The sequence below is a fragment of the Streptacidiphilus sp. MAP5-3 genome (assembly GCF_041262505.1).
In the GTDB taxonomy this organism is placed as follows: Bacteria; Actinomycetota; Actinomycetes; order Streptomycetales; family Streptomycetaceae; genus Streptacidiphilus.
Genome location: NZ_JBGCCL010000054.1, coordinates 1 through 18,626, shown reverse-complemented (window position 1 = coordinate 18,626; position 18,626 = coordinate 1). Strand labels below are relative to the sequence as shown.

The 18,626-nt window shown below is 70.3% G+C and carries 16 protein-coding genes; 1 reads left to right on the top strand and 15 read right to left on the bottom strand.

The window, feature by feature from the left end; translation table 11 throughout:
• Positions 1-100 precede the first annotated feature (100 nt).
• The 15 genes from ABH928_RS36045 to pgsA all read right to left on the bottom strand — a co-directional run bounded on the left by ABH928_RS36045 (position 101) and on the right by pgsA (position 15,860).
• Positions 101-2,551: a bifunctional (p)ppGpp synthetase/guanosine-3',5'-bis(diphosphate) 3'-pyrophosphohydrolase gene (locus ABH928_RS36045; RefSeq protein ID WP_370072967.1), complete on the bottom strand. Its 2,451-nt coding sequence runs from the start codon at positions 2,549-2,551 to the stop codon at positions 101-103.
• A 162-nt stretch (positions 2,552-2,713) separates the two neighbouring features.
• Positions 2,714-3,259, bottom strand: coding sequence for an adenine phosphoribosyltransferase (locus ABH928_RS36040; protein WP_370072966.1), 546 nt, complete (start codon positions 3,257-3,259; stop codon positions 2,714-2,716).
• Positions 3,260-3,354: 95 nt separating this feature from the next.
• The gene (secF, locus tag ABH928_RS36035; protein ID WP_370072965.1) at positions 3,355-4,476 is read right to left on the bottom strand and encodes a protein translocase subunit SecF; all 1,122 of its coding nucleotides are present in this window, start codon (positions 4,474-4,476) and stop codon (positions 3,355-3,357) included.
• Positions 4,477-4,480: 4 nt separating this feature from the next.
• Positions 4,481-6,307, bottom strand: a complete 1,827-nt coding sequence (gene secD, locus ABH928_RS36030) for a protein translocase subunit SecD (RefSeq protein WP_370072964.1) — start codon at positions 6,305-6,307, stop codon at positions 4,481-4,483.
• A 147-nt stretch (positions 6,308-6,454) separates the two neighbouring features.
• Positions 6,455-6,943 (bottom strand): preprotein translocase subunit YajC, encoded by a 489-nt coding sequence (yajC, locus tag ABH928_RS36025; protein ID WP_370072963.1) that lies wholly within the window; start codon positions 6,941-6,943, stop codon positions 6,455-6,457.
• Positions 6,944-7,127: 184 nt separating this feature from the next.
• A complete protein-coding gene (gene ruvB, locus ABH928_RS36020) occupies positions 7,128-8,198 on the bottom strand; it encodes a Holliday junction branch migration DNA helicase RuvB (RefSeq protein WP_370072962.1) in 1,071 nt (356 codons plus the stop codon).
• A gap of 112 nt (positions 8,199-8,310) precedes the next feature.
• Complete coding sequence (ruvA, locus tag ABH928_RS36015; RefSeq protein WP_370072961.1) at positions 8,311-8,928, bottom strand: Holliday junction branch migration protein RuvA; 618 nt, start codon at positions 8,926-8,928, stop codon at positions 8,311-8,313.
• Positions 8,925-9,449 (bottom strand): crossover junction endodeoxyribonuclease RuvC, encoded by a 525-nt coding sequence (gene ruvC / locus ABH928_RS36010; protein WP_370072960.1) that lies wholly within the window; start codon positions 9,447-9,449, stop codon positions 8,925-8,927. Before ruvC ends, ruvA begins: the two co-directional genes overlap by 4 nt.
• A gap of 119 nt (positions 9,450-9,568) precedes the next feature.
• The gene (locus tag ABH928_RS36005) at positions 9,569-10,330 is read right to left on the bottom strand and encodes a YebC/PmpR family DNA-binding transcriptional regulator (protein ID WP_370072959.1); all 762 of its coding nucleotides are present in this window, start codon (positions 10,328-10,330) and stop codon (positions 9,569-9,571) included.
• Between the two features lie 57 nt (positions 10,331-10,387).
• Positions 10,388-11,017, bottom strand: coding sequence for a pyridoxal 5'-phosphate synthase glutaminase subunit PdxT (pdxT, locus tag ABH928_RS36000; protein WP_370072958.1), 630 nt, complete (start codon positions 11,015-11,017; stop codon positions 10,388-10,390).
• Between the two features lie 131 nt (positions 11,018-11,148).
• A complete protein-coding gene (gene pdxS, locus ABH928_RS35995; RefSeq protein WP_370072957.1) occupies positions 11,149-12,063 on the bottom strand; it encodes a pyridoxal 5'-phosphate synthase lyase subunit PdxS in 915 nt (304 codons plus the stop codon).
• A gap of 174 nt (positions 12,064-12,237) precedes the next feature.
• On the bottom strand, positions 12,238-12,777 hold the full coding sequence (locus tag ABH928_RS35990) for a hypothetical protein (protein WP_370072956.1): 540 nt from the start codon (positions 12,775-12,777) through the stop codon (positions 12,238-12,240).
• Between the two features lie 208 nt (positions 12,778-12,985).
• Positions 12,986-14,149: a glycosyltransferase family 4 protein gene (locus tag ABH928_RS35985; RefSeq protein WP_370072955.1), complete on the bottom strand. Its 1,164-nt coding sequence runs from the start codon at positions 14,147-14,149 to the stop codon at positions 12,986-12,988.
• On the bottom strand, positions 14,146-15,138 hold the full coding sequence (locus tag ABH928_RS35980) for a phosphatidylinositol mannoside acyltransferase (RefSeq protein ID WP_370072954.1): 993 nt from the start codon (positions 15,136-15,138) through the stop codon (positions 14,146-14,148). Before ABH928_RS35980 ends, ABH928_RS35985 begins: the two co-directional genes overlap by 4 nt.
• Complete coding sequence (gene pgsA / locus ABH928_RS35975; RefSeq protein ID WP_370072953.1) at positions 15,135-15,860, bottom strand: phosphatidylinositol phosphate synthase; 726 nt, start codon at positions 15,858-15,860, stop codon at positions 15,135-15,137. The genes ABH928_RS35980 and pgsA overlap by 4 nt, the downstream gene beginning before the upstream one ends.
• Before the next feature lie 277 nt (positions 15,861-16,137).
• Between pgsA and ABH928_RS35970 the strand changes: the two genes are divergently transcribed.
• Entirely contained in the window at positions 16,138-18,288 is a 2,151-nt protein-coding gene (locus ABH928_RS35970) for an elongation factor G-like protein EF-G2 (protein ID WP_370072952.1), read from the top strand.
• Positions 18,289-18,626: the final 338 nt, after the last annotated feature.

Sequence of the window (18,626 nt, the reverse complement as noted above, 5' to 3'; positions counted from 1 at the left end):
GGGAACTGCGCGACAAGCCACCCAGTGTGGTGAGTCGCTCAGCGAGCAGGGCCATCCGCACAGGGTGGTTGCTCGCGCAGTTCCCCGCGCCCCTGAGGTCTCAGCGCGCCTTCGCCGAGGTGACTCGGTAGACGTCGTAGACGCCCTCCACCCCGCGCACGGCCTTGAGAACATGACCCAGGTGCTTCGGGTCGCCCATCTCGAAGGTGAAGCGGCTCATCGCGACCCGGTCGCGCGACGTCTGGACCGCCGCCGACAGGATGTTGACGTGCTGGTCGGAGAGAACCCGCGTCACGTCCGACAACAGCCGCGAGCGGTCCAACGCCTCGACCTGGATGGCGACCAGGAAGACGGACGACTGCGTCGGCGCCCACTCGACCTCGACCATCCGCTCCGCCTGCTGCGACAGCGAGTCCACATTGACGCAGTCCGCCCGGTGCACCGAGATGCCGTTGCCCCGGGTGATGAAGCCGACGATCGGGTCGCCCGGAACGGGCGTGCAGCAGCGGGAGAGCTTGACCCAGACGTCCTCGACGCCCTTGACGACCACGCCCGGATCCTGCGTGGCCCGCCGCTGGCGGCGGTTGCGCGCGGGCGACGGGGTGGTCAGCTCGACGATGTCCTCGGTCGCGCTGTCCTCGCCGCCGAGGGACTGGACCAGCTTCTGCACGATCGTCTGCGCCGCGACGTGGCCCTCGCCGATCGCCGCGTAGAGCGACGAGATGTCGGGGTAGCGCATCTCGTGCGCGAGCGTCACGAGCGAGTCGCCGGTGAGGATCCGCTGCAGCGGCAGGCCCTGCTTGCGCATGGCGCGGGTGATCGCGTCCTTGCCCTGCTCGATGGCCTCCTCGCGGCGCTCCTTGGAGAACCACGCACGGATCTTGTTCCGCGCCCGCGGGGACTTGACGAACGAGAGCCAGTCGCGGGACGGGCCCGCGCTCTCCGCCTTGGAGGTGAAGACCTCCACCGTGTCGCCGTTCTCCAGCGCGCTCTCCAGCGGCACCAGGCGGCCGTTGACGCGGGCACCGATGGTCCGGTGGCCGACCTCGGTGTGCACGGCGTAGGAGAAGTCGACCGGGGTGGCCCCGGCCGGCAGCGCTATCACGTCGCCCTTGGGCGTGAAGACGAAGACCTCGTTGTTGGAGAGGTCGAAGCGGAGCGACTCGAGGAACTCGCTCGGGTCCTCGGTCTCCTTCTGCCAGTCGAGCAGCTGGCGCAGCCAGGCCATCTCGTTGACGGTCTCGCCCTTGCCCGCGGGCGTGTCTGTGCGGACCTTGGACGCGCCCGCGACGGCCTGCTGCTTGTACTTCCAGTGCGCGGCGATGCCGTACTCCGCGCGGCGGTGCATATCGAAGGTGCGGATCTGCAGCTCGACCGGCTTGCCCTCGGGCCCGATGACCGTCGTGTGGAGCGACTGGTACATGTTGAACTTGGGCATGGCGATGTAGTCCTTGAACCGCCCCGGCACCGGGTTCCACCGCGCGTGGATGGTGCCCAGCGCCGCGTAGCAGTCGCGGACGGAGTCGACCAGGACCCGGACGCCGACCAGGTCGTAGATCTCGGCGAAGTCCCGGCCCCGCACGATCATCTTCTGGTAGACGCTGTAGTAGTGCTTCGGGCGGCCCTTGACCTCGGCCTTGATCCGGGCGGTCTTGAGGTCGCCCGTCACCTGCTCGGTGACCGTGCCCAGGTACTCGTCGCGCTTGGGCGCGCGCTCGGCGACCAGGCGGACGATCTCGTCGTACATCTTGGGGTAGAGGATCGCGAAGGCGAGGTCCTCCAGCTCCCACTTGATGGTGTTCATGCCCAGCCGGTGCGCCAGCGGGGCGTAGATCTCCAGGGTCTCGCGGGCCTTCTTCTCCTGCTTCTCCCGCTTGAGGTAGCGCATGGTGCGCATGTTGTGCAGGCGGTCGGCCAGCTTGATGACCAGGACGCGCGGGTCCTTGGCCATCGCGACGACCATCTTGCGGACCGTCTCGGCCTGCGCGGCCTCACCGAACTTGACCTTGTCCAGCTTGGTCACGCCGTCGACGAGCATGGCCACGGTGTCGCCGAAGTCGCGGCGCAGCGTGTCGAGGCCGTAGTCGGTGTCCTCGACGGTGTCGTGGAGCAGCCCCGCCATCAGCGTCGGCGCGTCCATACCCAGCTCGGCGAGGATGGTGGCGACGGCGAGCGGGTGGGTGATGTACGGGTCGCCGCTCTTGCGCTTCTGGCCGCGGTGCCACTTCTCGGCGATCTGGTACGCGCGCTCCAGCGTGTGCAGGTCGGCCTTGGGGTCGTTGCTGCGGACTATCCGGAAGAGCGGCTCCAGCACCGGGTTGAACGTGCTGCTGCGCTGTCCGCCGAGGCGGGCCAGCCGGGCCCGTACGCGCGAGGGCGAGGGCGCGACCGTTCGCGGCGCGACGGCGTGCGCACCGGCGGCGGCCTGGAACGTCGCCGGAACGTTCGGGGCGGCGGGCTTCGGCTGCACGGCCGGTGCGGCCGGCGCGGTCGAGGCCGCCGGGCCCTTCTCCTTCGCGTCGGAAGCTGTGGGCACGACCTCTTCGGGCAAGTGCACTCCTCTGGAGCGGGACCGGAACCTCAATGGTACCGAGGGTCACTGCCACGTGCCGCCACCGGCCCGGCCGGTGGACGCCGGAGCGCCGCGCGTGGAAACGCGGCGAGGGCGGGTCCGGGAACCCGGACCCGCCCTCACGCAACAGTCGTCAGCGCCTCAGACCGCGATGACGGTCTCCAGCGGGGCGTCGCCCAGCAGCGGGGCCAGACGGGCACGACCGCCCAGGAAGCCGAGCTCCATCAGCACCTCGACGCCGGCGACCTCCGCGCCGCAGCGATGGATCAGCTGCAGCGCGGCCTCGACGGTGCCGCCGGTGGCGAGCACGTCGTCGACGACGAGCACCCGCTCGCCGGGAGCGAAGGCGTCGGTCTGCACCTCGATCACGGCCGAGCCGTACTCCAGCTCGTACGCCTGGCTGTGCCGCTCGCCGGGCAGCTTGCCCTCCTTGCGGACCGGGACGAAGCCCGCACCGGCGGCGTACGCGGCCGGCGCCGCGAGGATGAAGCCGCGCGCCTCCAGTCCGACAACCTTGGTCACGTCCAGCGCCCTGGCGCGGGCGGCCAGGTGGTCGACCAGGGCGGCGAAAGCCTCGGCGTCACCGAGCAGCGGCGCGATGTCCTTGAAGACCACGCCCGGCTTGGGGTAGTCCGGGACGTCGCGGATCTTGGCGGCGAGAAGGGCCGCCAGGTCGGTGCTGCTCATGGGTGGGTTCTCCTGCTCCGTCTGGTTCTTCTCGTGCCTGTGCGCGGCAGTGCGATTGCACTGCCGCGCACAGGGTGCTGCTGTGATGCGGTGTCTCAGTGGCGCCCGGTGGAGCGACGCTCGCTGCGGCTGCGGTTGACCGGCTGGTTGCGCGGACCACCGGACTGCGCGGCCGGGATGGTGACGGCGTTGTCCGCCGCGTCCTCCGGCAGCTCCCGGCCCTCGGCCTTGGCCTTGGCGTCGGCAGCCTTGCGGGCCTTCACTCGGCGAGCCAGGTCCTTGTACTCCGGGCGCTTCTCCTGGAGCCAGGCGACCGTCGGGGTGGCCACGCAGATCGAGGAGTACGCACCGGCCGTCAGACCGACGAACAGCGCCAGCGAGATGTCGTTGAGGACACCCGCGCCGAGCAGACCGCCACCGATGAACAGCAGCGCGGCGACCGGCAGCAGGGCCAGCACCGTGGTGTTGATCGAGCGGACCAGGGTGCTGTTCAGCGACTGGTTGGCCGCGTCACTGTAGGTCAGCTTGTTCTGCTTGGTCAGGCCCTTGGTCGCGGACTTGAGACCGTCGAAGACGACGACCGTGTCGTAGAGCGAGTAACCAAGGATGGTGAGGAAGCCGATGACCGTACCCGAGCTGACCTCGAAGCCGACCAGGGCGTAGACACCGATGGTGATCAGCAGGTCGTGCAGCAGGGCGACCAGCGCGCCGACCGCAAGCCGCCACTCGAAGGCGAAGGCCAGGTACAGCGTCACCAACACCATGAAGACGACCAGACCCTCGAGGGCCTTCTTGCTGATGTCGCTACCCCAACTGGCGCTCAGCGTCTGGGTCGAGATCTCGCTCGGGGTCAGGTTGAGCGACTTCGACAGCGAGTCCTGACCCTCGGTCGCATGGACGTTCTCGGCGGAGCTGATCTGGATCAGGATCTGCTGGCCGCCGGAGCTATTGGCCGTCTGGACCTGCGCCGAGCTGTCGTGCGTCAGGTCGTTGGCGGCCTTCTGGGCCTGGGCGATCGTCACGCCGGGCTTGGTGACCGTGTAGATGTCACCGCCCTTGAACTCGATGCCGAGGTTCAGGCCGCGCACGGAGAGGCCGAGGATGGCCGCTACCAGGATGACGCCGGAGAGGATCGCCCACAGCTTCCGCCGCCCGACGAAGTCGAAGCTGACCTCACCGGTGTAGAGGCGGTGGCCGATATTGCCGAAGCGTGACATCGGGTCAGGCCTCCTTGCTGGCGGTCGGACGGGCCGGACGACGCGGGCGGCCGTCGCGGAGCGGGGAGCGGACCCCGAGGCGCTGGGGCGAGAGCCCGGACCACGGGTGGCCGGAGGCGAAGAACTTCTTCCGCGCCAGCAGCGCGATCAACGGCTTGGTGAAGAGGAAGATCACCACGACATCCAGCAGGGTGGTCAGACCCAGCGTGAACGCGAAGCCCTGGACCTTGCCGACGGTGAAGAAGTACAGCACCGCGGCGGCGAGGAACGAGACCGCGTCCGACACCAGGATCGTACGCCGGGCGCGCGGCCAGGCGTTGCGCACCGCCGGACGGAGCGTGGCGCCCTCGCGGAGCTCGTCTCGGATGCGTTCGAAGTAGACGACGAACGAGTCCGCGGTGATACCGATGGCGACGATGGCGCCACAGACCGCGGGCAGGTTCAGCGCGAAGCCGATCGCGCCGCCGAGGAGGGCCATGATCGACCAGGTCAGCACGCCGGAGACGGCCAGCGAGGCGACCGCCACCAGGCCGAGGCCGCGGTAGTAGAGCAGCGAGTAGAGAACCACCAGGGCCAGACCGATCGCACCCGCGACCAGACCGGCGGTGAGCTGGCTGCCACCGAGCTCGGGCGAGACGGTGACGATCTGGAGCTGCTTGAAGTTCAGTGGCAGCGAACCGTAGCTGAGCACGTTGGCCAACGACTGCGCGTCGGTCTGCGTGAAGCTACCGGTGATCTGCGCCTGTCCGCCGGTGATGGCCTGCTGAACGTACGGGGAGGACTGGATCTGACCGTCGAGCTCGATCGCGAACTGGTTCTGCGGGGACTGCAGCGAGGCCAGCTGGCCGGTGACCTTGCCGAAGGCGGACGAGCCGGCGCCGTTGAAGTTCAGGTTGACCTGCCACTGGCCGGTCTGCGAGCTCAGACCCGGCTGCGCGCCGGTGATGTCGGTACCGGGCACGGCCACCGGGCCGAGCGCGTACTTGATCCAGGCGCCCGAGGAGTTGTCCTGGGAGCAGGCGGTGATCTGGTCCGTGTCCTTGCCGACGTTCGCTGCGGCCGCGGCAATGTTGCGACCCTTGAGGGTGCCGCAGTCCGTGGCGTTGAAGGCGCTCTGCAGCGCGGCGGGGACCGTGCCGGCCGTCTGGCCGGAGACCGTGGAAGCGGAGGCACTCGGGGTGGCACCCGGCTTGGCACCCGCCGAACCGCTCGCCTTCGGCGAAGCAGTGGCGGACGCGTGTGCGGAAGCGGAGGCACTGGCCTTCAGGTCCGACGCGACGGCGTCGCCCTGGGTCTTGCTCGCGCTCGGCGAGGCGGTGCCGGACGCACCAGAGGCCTGCGGCTTCGTGCTTCCGCTCGGAGTGGCACTCGGCTTGCCGGTGGCCGAACCGCTCGGCGAGGCGCTCGGGCTGGAGGTCGCCGTACCGGGGGCGATCTGCTGCTGCTCCGCGAGAACCGGACGGAAGAACAGCTTGGCCGTGGTGGACAGCTCATCCGCAAGCTGCGTGGAGCTGGTGCCCTTCGGCGCGTTCACGAGGATCTGGTCGGTGCCCTGCACCTGGACCGTCGCCTCGGTCACGCCGGTGCCGTTGACACGTTCCTGCATGATCTGCGCGGCGACGTTCATGTTGGCGGGGTTGACCGCCTGGGGGTCGCCGGGTGCGTACGCCTGCAGGGTCACACTGGTGCCGCCCGCGAGGTCGATGCCGAGCCGCGGCTTGGTGTTCCCGGTGCCGAACATGATGGCCACCAGAGCCACCATGATCACCAGGATCAGGCTCAGCGCACGCCCCGGGTAACCGTCACGGGGACGGGACTTGGGTGATGCCACCTTCTCGATTCTCTCTGTCCATGCCGTGGGCAGGTCAAGTCGCCGACGCCGGGGTACCGGCGGACAGGGGGCGGCTCGGCCACGACGCAGCGGTCGGCGGTCCCGTGCGGGGGCTGACACCCCCGCCGGACTCCGTAGCGGGCAAGGCTACTTGGCGGAGGCGTCCTTGTCGCCACCCACCTGCGCCGGGGTCTTCTCAGCGTCGGCGTCCACAGCGGCGTCCGCAGCGGCGGAGACCTCGGCGTCCTTCGCGTCGTCCTTGGCGAGGTCCTTCGCCAGGGCGACGGGGGCATCCTCGACGGTCGCGGCCTCGGCGGTGGTGTCCGCCTCGTCCGACTCCTCCTCGGGCTCCTCGCCGTGGACGATCCGGTTGTACTCGACCGGGTCCATCACCTGCGCGATGGCCTGCTTGGCGTAGAGCGCGTACACGCCGGGAGCGACCTCGAGCTCGACGGTGTCGTCATTGACGGCCTTGACCAGCGCGTACATGCCACCGATGGTGCGGATGCCGCTGCCCGGCTCCAGCTGGTTGCGCATCTCCGAGGCCTGCTGCTGCTTCTTCTTGGCAGAGCGGGTCATCAGGAACATTGCGCCGAACATCACCACGGCGACGAGGAGGAAAGAGGAGGAACCCACGACTACAGTCCTTTGCGGGGCCGCAGGGGGAAGCGCGGCCGATCCGATTCTCGGGCCGCCCGGAGTGGACGGCGGCGGGCGGAGTCTAGGGGGACTCCTACAGGTGCAACAACGTCCAGCATGTCATCCGGGTGAGCCGAATGGCGAGTTCCCTGCACAGATCACATTCCGGAATACCTGAATTTCAGGCTTCCGGGGCCCCGAAGAGCTCCGTCTGGCTGGGCAGACCGGCCGCCGGGGACTGGTTAGGGGGCGTAAGACCCAGATGCTGCCACGCCGCCGCGGTCGCGATCCGGCCACGCGGGGTGCGGGCCAGCAGGCCCTCCCGGACCAGGAACGGCTCGGCGACCTCCTCGACCGTCTCGGACTCCTCCCCCACCGCCACGGCCAACGTCGACAGCCCGACCGGGCCGCCGCCGAACAGCTTGAGCAGCGCCTGGAGCACCGCCCGGTCCAGCCGGTCCAGGCCCTTGGCGTCCACCTCGTAGACGACGAGCGCGGCGGCCGCGATCGCCTCCGTGATCACTCCGTCGTGCCGGACCTGCGCGTAGTCGCGGACGCGGCGCAGCAGTCGGTTGGCGATACGCGGCGTGCCGCGCGAGCGGCGGGCGATCTCGGCGGCGCCCCTGGGATCTATCTCGACGTCCAGCAGCCGGGCGGAACGGTGGATCACCTGTTCCAGCTCCTCGGGAGCGTAGAACTCCATGTGCCCGGTGAACCCGAAGCGGTCGCGCAGCGGCGGCGGTAGCAGACCGGCCCGTGTGGTCGCCCCGACGAGCGTGAACGGCGGCAGGTCAAGCGGGATGGCGGTGGCGCCGGGCCCCTTGCCGACGATCACGTCGACGCGGAAGTCCTCCATCGCCATGTAGAGCATCTCCTCGGCGGGCCGCGACATCCGGTGGATCTCGTCGAGGAAGAGCACCTCGCCCTCGGTCAGCGAGGAGAGGATGGCCGCCAGGTCGCCTGCGTGCTGGATGGCCGGGCCGGAGGTGATCCGGATCGGCGCGTTCATCTCGGCGGCGATGATCATCGACAGCGTCGTCTTGCCGAGCCCGGGGGGGCCGCTGAGCAGCACGTGGTCGGGTGTGGCCGCCCGGCGCCTGGCCGCCTGGAGAACGAGCGAGAGCTGCTCGCGGACGCGCTCCTGTCCGATGAACTCGTCCAGGTCACGCGGGCGCAGCGCCGCCTCGACGGCCCGGTCCTCGCCGTCCGCAGCGGCGGTGACCAGGCGGTCGCCGGCGGCGTCGTCGTACATGCGCTCTTCGCTCCGTTCTCGGTGGATCTGCGTTTCTTTGTGCGGGCGAGTACTGCCGGGTACCACTTCTCAGTGATTTCCGCTGGGCGACTTCTCAGCGAATTCTCGTGTCTCAGTGGGTGCGGTTGCGGCTCTGCAACGCACTGCGGAGAAGCGCGGAGACGTTCGGCTTCTCCATCGCCTCGGCCTCGGGCGTGACCGCGGCGACCGCCTCGTCCGCCTCGCGCGGGGCGAAACCGAGGCCGACCAGGGCGGCGTGCAGCTGGTCGTTCCAGGGCGCGGGCCCGCTGGCGACCGCGGCGTGCGGCTGCGCGGGGACGGCGCCCGTCGGCGCGCCGAGCCGGTCCTTGAGCTCGATCAGCAGCTTCTGCGCACCCTTCGGCCCGATGCCGGGAACGGCGGTCAGCGCCTTGGCGTCACCCCTGGCCACGGCGAGCCGCAGCCCGTCCGGGCTGTGCACGGCGAGCATCGCCTGCGCGACCTTGGGCCCGACGCCGCTCGCCGTCTGCAACAGCTCGAAGGTATGCCGCTCGTCGTCGTCGGCGAAGCCGTAGAGGGTGAGGGAGTCCTCTCGGACCACAAGCGAGGTGGCGATCACGGCCTCCTGCCCCATGCGGAGACCCGCCAGCGTGTTCGGGGCGCAGTGGACCAGCATCCCGACGCCGCCGACCTGGATCACGGCGCTGCTCGGCGTGAGCGCGGCCACCGGGCCACTGACGAAGGCGATCACGGGCGGGGCTCCCTGACTCGGCTGAGGGCGGCGGCGATCCTGTTGTTGGCGGTGCCGCGCCAGATGTGGCAGATGGCGAGGGCGAGCGCGTCGGCGGCGTCCGCCGGCCTGGGCGGCGCGTCGAGCCGCAGGATGCGGGTGACCATGGCCCCCACCTGTGCCTTCTCCGCGCGACCGCTACCGGAGACGGCGGCCTTGACCTCGCTCGGGGTGTGCAGGGTGACCGGTATGCCGCGCCGGGTCGCACAGAGCATGGCGACCGCGCTGGCCTGGGCGGTGCCCATGACGGTGCGCACGTTGTGCTGCGAGAAGACGCGCTCGACGGCGACGAGCTCCGGCTGGTGCGTGTCGAACCACGCGTCGAGCCCACGCTCGATCTCCAGCAGCCGCAGGGGGATGTCCATCTCGGCAGGAGTTCTGACGACCCCACAGGCCACCATGTGCAGGGGCCTTCCCGGCGCGCCGTCGACCACACCGACACCGCAGCGGGTCAAGCCTGGATCCACCCCGAGAACACGCATGCCCGCAGGCTATCTGTTCGCACTGACAGAACCTTGCAACACCCAGGGGCGCGAGGCTCCGGTGATCCGCGGCTCCGCGCCCCTGGGTGTGACAACTACCTGCGGTAGCGAAGAGGGACTCAGTCGTCCGCGTCGAGCTCCGCCTCGACCTCGGGCGAGAGGTCGAAGTTGGCGAAGACGTTCTGCACGTCGTCGCTGTCCTCCAGCGCGTCGATCAGCTTGAAGATCTTGCGCGCGCCGTCGGCGTCGAGCTCGACCTGGACCGACGGGACGAAGTTGGCCTCGGCCGAGTCGTAGTCGATCCCGGCGTCGACGAGCGCGGTCCGCACCGCGACCATGTCCGAGGCCTCGGTCTGGATCTCGTACGCGTCGCCGATGTCGCTGACATCCTCCGCGCCGGCCTCGAGGGTGGCCTCCATGACCGTGTCCTCGTCGACCTTGTCGGCCTTGGGAACGATGATGACGCCCTTGCGGCTGAACATGTAGGAGACCGAGCCCGGGTCGGCCATGTTGCCGCCGTTGCGGGTCATCGCGACGCGCACGTCGGACGCGGCGCGGTTGCGGTTGTCGGTGAGGCACTCGATCAGGACGGCCACACCGTTCGGGCCGTAGCCCTCGTACATGATGGTGGCGTAGTCGGCGCCACCGGCCTCCGCGCCGGACCCGCGCTTGACGGCGCGGTTGATGTTGTCGATCGGGACCGAGCTCTTCTTCGCCTTCTGGATGGCGTCGTAGAGCGTCGGGTTGCCGGCGGGGTCACCACCACCGGTACGGGCCGCCACCTCGATGTTCTTGATCATCTTGGCGAAGAGCTTGCCGCGCTTCGCGTCGATGACGGCCTTCTTGTGCTTGGTGGTAGCCCACTTGGAGTGGCCGGACATCGAGTTGCTCCTTAAAACAGCACCGGACTGAAGTGAACGAACGGGGAGATCCTACCGTCACCGGCCGTGACCGACGGCGCGGACCATGTCCACGAAATAGGCGTGCACGCGGTGGTCGCCGGTCAGTTCCGGGTGGAACGACGTGGCCAGCAGGTTGCCCTGACGGACCGCCACGATGTGCTCGGCGTCGGTGCCCTCGTGCAGGGAGGCGAGGACCTCGACGCCCGCGCCGACGGACTCGACCCACGGGGCGCGGATGAAGACGCCGTGCACCGGGCCGCCCTCGGCAAGGCCCTTGAAGTCGACACCCTGCTCGAAGGACTCGTTCTGGCGGCCGAAGGCGTTGCGGCGGACGACCATGTCGATGCCGCCGACCGACTCCTGGTCGTCGCGGCCGTCGAGGATCTTGTCGGCCAGCATGATCATGCCCGCGCAGGTGCCGTAGACCGGCATCCCGGCGGCGACGCGGGCGCGCAGCGGCTCCATCACGCCGAAGAGCAGCGCCAGCTTGGACATGGTGGTGGACTCGCCGCCGGGGATCACGACGGCGTCGACCTCGGCCAGCTCCTCGGGGCGGCGGACCGGGCGGGCGAGCGCGTCGGCCTCGGCGAGGGCGACGAGGTGCTCGCGCACGTCGCCCTGGAGGGCGAGCACACCGACGACGGGAGTGGAGCTGGACGACGACACGGGAGGGACCTCTTCTGGATGTTCTTGTTCTGGATGTCCGTGGATGAACAGACGAACGGGAGGAGCCCCGGCCCCCTACGCGTGGCGCGTTGGCAGGGGCCGGGGCTACCGAAGACGACTGCGGGAGTCGATTACCAGCCGCGGTTGGCGTAGCGCTCGGTCTCGGGCAGGGTGTCGCAGTTGATGCCGACCATGGCCTCGCCCAGGTTGCGGGAGGCGTCCGCGATGATCTTCGGGTCGTCGTAGAAGGTGGTGGCCTTCACGATGGCGGCGGCGCGCTTGGCCGGGTCGCCCGACTTGAAGATGCCGGAGCCGACGAAGACGCCCTCCGCGCCCAGCTGGCGCATCAGCGCGGCGTCGGCCGGGGTGGCCACGCCACCGGCGGAGAAGAGCACGACCGGGAGCTTGCCGAGCTCGGCGACCTCGGCGACCAGCTCGTACGGGGCGCGCAGCTCCTTGGCCGCGGCGTACAGCTCGTTGTTGTCGCAGCCGCGCAGCTTGGCGATCTCGCCCTTGATCTGGCGCAGGTGGCGGACGGCCTCGACGACGTTGCCGGTGCCGGCCTCGCCCTTGGAGCGGATCATGGCCGCGCCCTCGGCGATGCGGCGCAGGGCCTCACCCAGGTTGGTGGCACCGCAGACGAAGGGGGTGGTGAAGGCGAACTTGTCGGAGTGGTTGACCTCGTCGGCCGGGGTCAGCACCTCGGACTCGTCGATGTAGTCGACGCCGAGCGCCTGCAGCACCTGGGCCTCGACGAAGTGGCCGATGCGGGACTTCGCCATGACCGGGATGGAGACGGCCTCGATGATCTCTTCGATCATGTTCGGGTCGGACATACGGGCCACGCCGCCGTCCTTGCGGATGTCGGCGGGAACGCGCTCCAGAGCCATGACGGCCACGGCGCCCGCATCCTCGGCGATCTTCGCCTGCTCGGCGTTGACCACATCCATGATCACACCACCCTTGAGCTGCTCGGCCATGCCGCGCTTGACGCGGGCGGTACCGATGGCAGGCTGGTCGGAGGTGGCGGGGGAGTTGGTGGACACGAATGACCTCACTGAAGACGCGGATTCGGTGCGATAAGCCCATGGTAGGCCCGCTCCGACCTTAGCCGATGCTCCATGCGGTCCAGCCCGGACCATCCGAGTACGACGTTCCGTAGCAGGCGCGATGCCTGACGGCCGGTCCGCGGTACGCGTTACGCGTTGCGCGTCGCGTGCTTACGCCGGGACGCGCTCCAGCGTACGCGGAGCCTCGTCGTCCATCTCGAAGGCGAGCGGGAACGGCGCGTGTCCGGCGAGCCGGAAGAGACGGACCAGCCGGTGTCGGCGGACGGCGCGCGCCGCGCGCACGGAGTCGTTGTGGAACCGCCGGGCCATCGGCACGCGGCGCACGGCCTCGCCGAGGTCGGCGAGTGCCTCGGCCCCGCCGGGCAGAGCCGAGAGCTCGGCGACCTGCTCCGGCTCGGCGAAGACGGCGCGCAGGGCTTGGGAGAGCTGGCTCTCCGCGACTTCCCGCGCGTCGGGCTGCGCGGTTCGGGCGGCGTGGGAGGCCTGGTAGAGCAGGATCGACGCGGCGGGATCGAGCAGCGTCGAGGTCGCCAACTCCTGCGCTGTGGACGCGCGTCGAAGGAGCTGCGCGTCGAGCGCGGCGCGGGCGGCGTCGATCCGCGCGTGCAGGCGGTCCAGGCGACCGGCCGTCCAGGAGAGGTAGAGGCCGAAGGCGACGACAGCGAGGGCGACCCAGATCCAGATGCTCACGGGGTGTGACCCTATCCGCTCCCGCGGGGACGGAACGGAGATTGAGCTTCGCCACCGCAGGTCGTTGCACTGCCCAGGGGCGCGGGGAACCGCCCGAGAAACCACCGGCGCGCGGACGGCCCTGCTCGCTCGGGGACTCACCACCCGGGTGGCTTGTCGCGCAGTCCCCCGCGCCCCTGGTGGTGCAACTACCGCATCTGCAAGAGGTTCAGTCCCTGGCCAGCCCCAGGCGGGCGCGCCACCCCGTGGCCGGCTCGCCGTCCGTCACCGCCGCCGCGCCCGTCGCGACGGTCTCGTAGACGGCGAGGATGTCCGCGCCCACCGTGGACCAGTCGAAGCGGCGGACGTGGCGCGAGCCCGTGTCGCTGAGCGCGCTGCGGCGCTCGGGGTCGCCGAGGAGGCGGATGGCGACCTTGGCCAGGGCCTCCCCGTCCTCGACGGGGAAGAGCTCGCCGCTGGCGCCGCCGTCGAGGACCTGCCGGAAGGCGTCCAGATCGCTGGCGACGACCGGCGCGCCCGCGCTCAGCGCCTCGACCAGGATGATGCCGAAGCTCTCGCCGCCCGTGTTGGGCGCGATGTACACGTCGACGCTGCGCAGCAGCCGCGCCTTGTCCTCGTCGGAGACCATGCCGAGGAAGGTGATCCGGTCCCGCACCTCGCGCGGGAGGTCCTTGACCGCCTCCTCCTCGTCACCCTTGCCCGCGACCAGCAGTCGAACCCCCGGCCGCTCGGCGAGGATCTTCGGGAACGCCTCCAGCAGCGTCGGCAGACCCTTGCGCGGCTCGTTGATGCGGCCGACGAATCCGATCGTCTCCCCCTGCCACTCCGCGCGCGGTTCCGCGCTCGCGAAGAAGTCGACGTCGACGCCGTTGGGGATGACCACCGCGTCTCCGCCGAGGTGCTCGACCAGCGTCGTGCGTGCGTACTCGCTGACGGCGATCCGCGCGGAGATCTTCTCCAGCGCCGGCTGGAGGATCGGCTCGGCCGCGATCATCGCGCGGGAACGCGGGTTGGAGGTGTGGAAGGTGGCCACTATCGGGCCGCTGGCGGCCCAGCAGGCGAGGAGCGAGAGGCTCGGCGTCGCGGGCTCGTGGATGTGCAGCACCTCGAACCGGCCCTCGTGCAGCCAGCGGCGCACCCGCGCGGCCGAGAGGAAGCCGAAGTTGAGGCGTGCCACCGAGCCGTTGTACGGCACGGGGACCGCACGGCCCGCCGAGGTGACGTACGGCGGGAGCGGCGTGTCGTCGTCGGCCGGGGCCAGCACGGAGACCTCGTGACCGAGGCCGATCAGGTGCTCGGCGAGGTCGCGGACGTGGAACTGGACGCCGCCGGGGACGTCCCAGGCGTAGGGGCAGACGACGCCGATCCTCATGCCTGGGCCTCCACCGGGTTCGCGCCGCCGTCAGTTGACGGAGCGTCAGAGGGAACGGCCGTGCCCTGCAGCGCGCGCGGGTCGTCGGGTTCGAGGTCGGCGAGCCAGAAGCGCTGGAGCATGTGCCAGTCCTTGGTGTGGGCGCGGACGCCCTCCGCCCAGACGTCGGCCATGGCCTGCGTCATCGCCGCCGTCTTCTCGCGGCGGCTGCCCTGCTCGGGGACCTGGATCTCCTCGTGCACGCAGCCCTTCATCACCTTGGTGTCGTCGTACCAGAGGGTGACCGGGAGCAGCGCCGCTCCCGTCTGCTGGGCCAGGGCCGCCGGACCGGCCGGCATCCGGGTCTTCTCGCCCATGAAGTCGACCTCGACTCCGGACGCCGAGAGGTCGCGGTCGCCGACCAGGCAGACCAGCTTGCCCGCGCGCAGCCGCTTGGCCAGGGTGGCCAGGGTGTTGCTGCCGCCGGTCAGCGGCAGCACCTCCATGCCGAGGCCCTCGCGGTAGGCGACGAAGGTGTCGAAGAGCTTCTCCGGCTTGAGGCGCTCGGCGACCGTGCTGAACGGGTAGCCGCGGACCACGACCCAGGCGCCGGCCAGGTCCCAGTTGCCCATGTGCGGCAGGGCGAGGACGACGCCGCGACCGGCGGCCAGGGTGTCGTCCAGCCGCTCGATGTGCTCGGGCTCGAAGGAGGCGGTGATCCTCTCCCGGTTCCAGACCGGCATCCGGAAGGACTCGCACCAGTAGCGCAGGTAGGACCGCATGCCCTCGCGGCTCAGCGCCCGGATCGCTGCGTCGTCCAGCTCGGGGTGGACCCGGCGCAGGTTGGTCTCCAGGCGCAGCACGCTCTTGCCGCGGCCCCTCCAGGTCCGGTCGGCGATGCGGCGGAACAGCGCGTCGGCCCAGGGCTCGGGAAGGCGCTTGACCAGGGCCCAACCGGACGCGTACGCGGTGTAGGTCAGCTGGTCCTTGATGCGGTTCAGGTCCGTCATCGGGCCTCCCCCTCGGTGGACTCGGTCGGCCCGGTGGACTCGGTCGGCTCACCGGGCTCGGTGGACTCGGCGGGCTGCGAGGCCGCCTCCGCTGCGGCCAGTTCGGCGGCCTCGCGGCGCACGGTCAGCACCCGCTGGAAGACGGTGACCAGGCTGCCCGCGGCCACCGCCCACAGCGCGATCGGCAGCAGCCACTGGATCCCCGGCACGCCGAACGCGTGCAACCCGGCGAGCCCGGCCGCGACCAGGGTGACCACCAGCCGCTCGGCGCGCTCGGCGACGCCGTTGACGTTGCACGGGAGCCCGAGGCTCTCCGCCCGGGCCTTGGCGTACGAGACGACCTGGCCGCTGGCCAGGCAGAACAGCGTCACCGCGCAGAGCAGCAGGTTGTCGCCCTTGCCCGCGTACCACATGGCGATGCCGCCGAAGATCGCGCTGTCCGCCACCCGGTCCAGCGTCGAGTCGAGGAACGCGCCCCAGGGCCCGGAGCGGCCCGCCTGGCGGGCCATGTTGCCGTCGACCAGGTCGGAGAAGACGAACAGGGTGATGACGACCGTGCCCCAGAAGAAACTGCCGCGCGGGTAGAACACCAGCGCACCCGCCACCACCCCGGCGGTGCCGACCAGGGTGACCGCGTCCGGACTGACCCCCTTGCGCAACAGGAAGGCCGCAAGAGGCGTGAAGACGCGGGTGAAGAAGGCTCGGGCGTATTTGTTGAGCATGGGTCTGCCGACCGCTCCGTTCCAGGCTGGAGAAGAGTGCGCACAATCTCTTGGAACCAGATTCTCCGGCTCCCGGGACCGGATTGTCCGGGCGTGCGCCATGCTATCGGGGGCCTACGCCTGACCCACGTATGGACCTGCGGCGAACTCGGTGAGAGGCTCCAAAGTACCGCGGGTGACCGTCGTCACAATCCCCACCCACTCCCTCACGGAGCGAATCACCCGGCGCGGTCCCCGTGGCGTTTCTCTGGCGCGCAAGCGGGAGGAGACACCGATCATGGGTGACAAGCACAATGCACCAGCGGGAGCCGCCGGCAGGGCACCGTCGGCCGACCGGCCCGAGCAGATCAGGAACGTGGTGCTGGTCGGCCACAGCGGAGCAGGAAAAACCACCATCGCCGAGAGCCTCGCCCTGGCCACGGGGGCGATCAACCGGGCCGGACGCGTCCAGGACGGCACGACCGTCTCCGACTACGACGAGATCGAGCACCGGCAACAGCGCTCGGTCCAGCTCTCCCTCGTCCCGATCGAGTTCGACGGGTACAAGATCAACCTGCTGGACACCCCCGGCTACGCCGACTTCACCGGCGAGCTGCGGGCCGGGCTGCGGGCCGCCGACGCGGCGCTCTTCGTCGTCCCGGCCAACGAGGACATCGACGGCGCGACCCGCTCGCTCTGGGACGAGTGCGCCGCGGTCGACATGCCACGCGCCCTGCTCGTCACCAAGCTCGACGCGCCCCAGGCCGACTTCGACGCCACCGTCGAGCGCTGCCGCGAGGCGTTCGCGCCGGACTCCCCCGAGTCGGTGCTGCCGATCTACCTGCCGCTGCGCGAGGGCGAGCCCGGCGCGGACGGCACCCGTCACGTCTCCGGCCTGGTCGGCCTGCTGAGCCGGCAACGGTACGACTACGCCGACGGCAAGCGCGTCGAGAGCGAGGTCGACGGCGAGCTTGCGACGGAGATCGATCCGGCCCGGGAGCGGCTGATCGAGGCGGTCATCACCGAGAGCGAGGACGAGACGTTGATGGACCGCTACCTCGGCGGCGAGACCATCGACACCGAGAATGTCATCGACGACCTCGAACGCGCGGTGGCCCGCGGCCACTTCCACCCCGTGCTGGCCGCGCTCCCGGCTGCCGACGGCTCCCGCGAGGGCGTCGGCACGACGGAGCTGCTGCAACTGGTCACCGCGGCCTTTCCCTCCCCGATCGAGCACGTCTGCCCGGTGCACCCCGGCGAGGAAGCCGTCGCCTGTGACCCCGACGGCCCGCTGGCGGCGCAGGTACTGAAGGTCACCAGCGACCCCTACGTCGGACGGCTCACCCTCTGCCGCGTCTTCTCCGGCACGCTGCGCCCCGACGTCCAGGTCCACGTCGGGGACAGCGACGAGCGCGTCGGCGCGCTGACCTCGCCGTTCGGCAGGGCGCAGCGGCCGGTCCCGCAGGCCGTGGCGGGTGACATCGTCTGCGTCGCCAAGCTCGGCCACGGCGCGACCGAGGAGACGCTGAGCCAGCCCGGCCACCTGGTCGACCTCGACCACTGGGCGCTCCCCGAGCCGCTGCTGCCGATCGCCATCCACGCCCACAGCAAGGCGGACGAGGACAAGCTCTCCCAGGCGCTGTCCCGCCTCGGCGGCGAGGACCCGACGCTGCGGCTGGAGCAGAATCCGGAGACCCGGCAGCTGGTCCTGTGGTGCCTCGGCGAGGCCCACGCGGACGTGATGCTGGAGCGGCTGCGCGGCCGGTTCGGCGTGCAGATCGACACCGAGGACTACGTGGTGCCGTTCCGCGAGACGCTGGCGGGCCCGGCAACGGGACGTGGACGGCACGTCAAGCAGTCCGGCGGCCACGGGCAGTACGCCATCTGCGAGATCGAGGTCGAACCGCTGCCGACGGGCAGTGGGTTCGAGTTCGTCGACAAGGTGGTCGGCGGCGCGGTGCCGCGCCAGTTCATCCTCTCGGTCGAGAAGGGCGTGCGCGCGCAGCTGGCACGTGGCGTGGCGGCGGGCTTCCCGCTGGTCGACGTGCGGGTCACGCTCGTCGACGGCAAGGCCCACTCCGTGGACTCCTCGGACGCCGCCTTCCAGACGGCGGGCGCGCTGGCGCTGCGCGAGGCGGCGGCGGACAACGTCCGGCTGCTGGAGCCGGTCGCGGAGGTCCACGTCCTCGTCCCGGACGACTTCGTAGGCGCGGTGCTGAGTGATCTGTCGAGCAGGCGCGGGCGGGTGCTGGGGACGGAACCCGTCGGCTCGGGCGGCAGGACCGCGATCCACGCGGACGTCCCGGAGCTGGAGATCGTCCGCTACGCGGTCGACCTCCGCTCGCTCAGCCACGGCGCCGGCAGCTTCACCCGCGTGTACGCGCGGCACGAGGCGTTGCCGGAGGCGATGGCTTCGAGGGTGCTGAAGAAGATGGAGGCCGCGAGGTAGATCCTTCTAGACAGGGGCGAGTTGCACTTTCAGGGGTGCGAGGCTCTGCTGATGTGCGGCTCCGCCGCGTGGGCGCGACAAGCCGGTGCCTTTGCTGCCGCAGATGGTTGCACTGTCCAGGGGCTCGGGGAACTGCGCGACAAGCCACCCATGTAGGTGGTTCGCCGAACGAGCAGGGCCATCCGCACAGGGTGGTTGTTCGCGCAGTTCCCCGCGCCCCTGGACAGTGCAACCATCTGCAGAAACAAAGCCCCCGCCTGGTCCCGCCCACGCGGCGAAGCCGCAGATCAGCAGAGCCCCGCGCCCCTGGGTGTTGCAACTACCTGCGGCAACAAAGC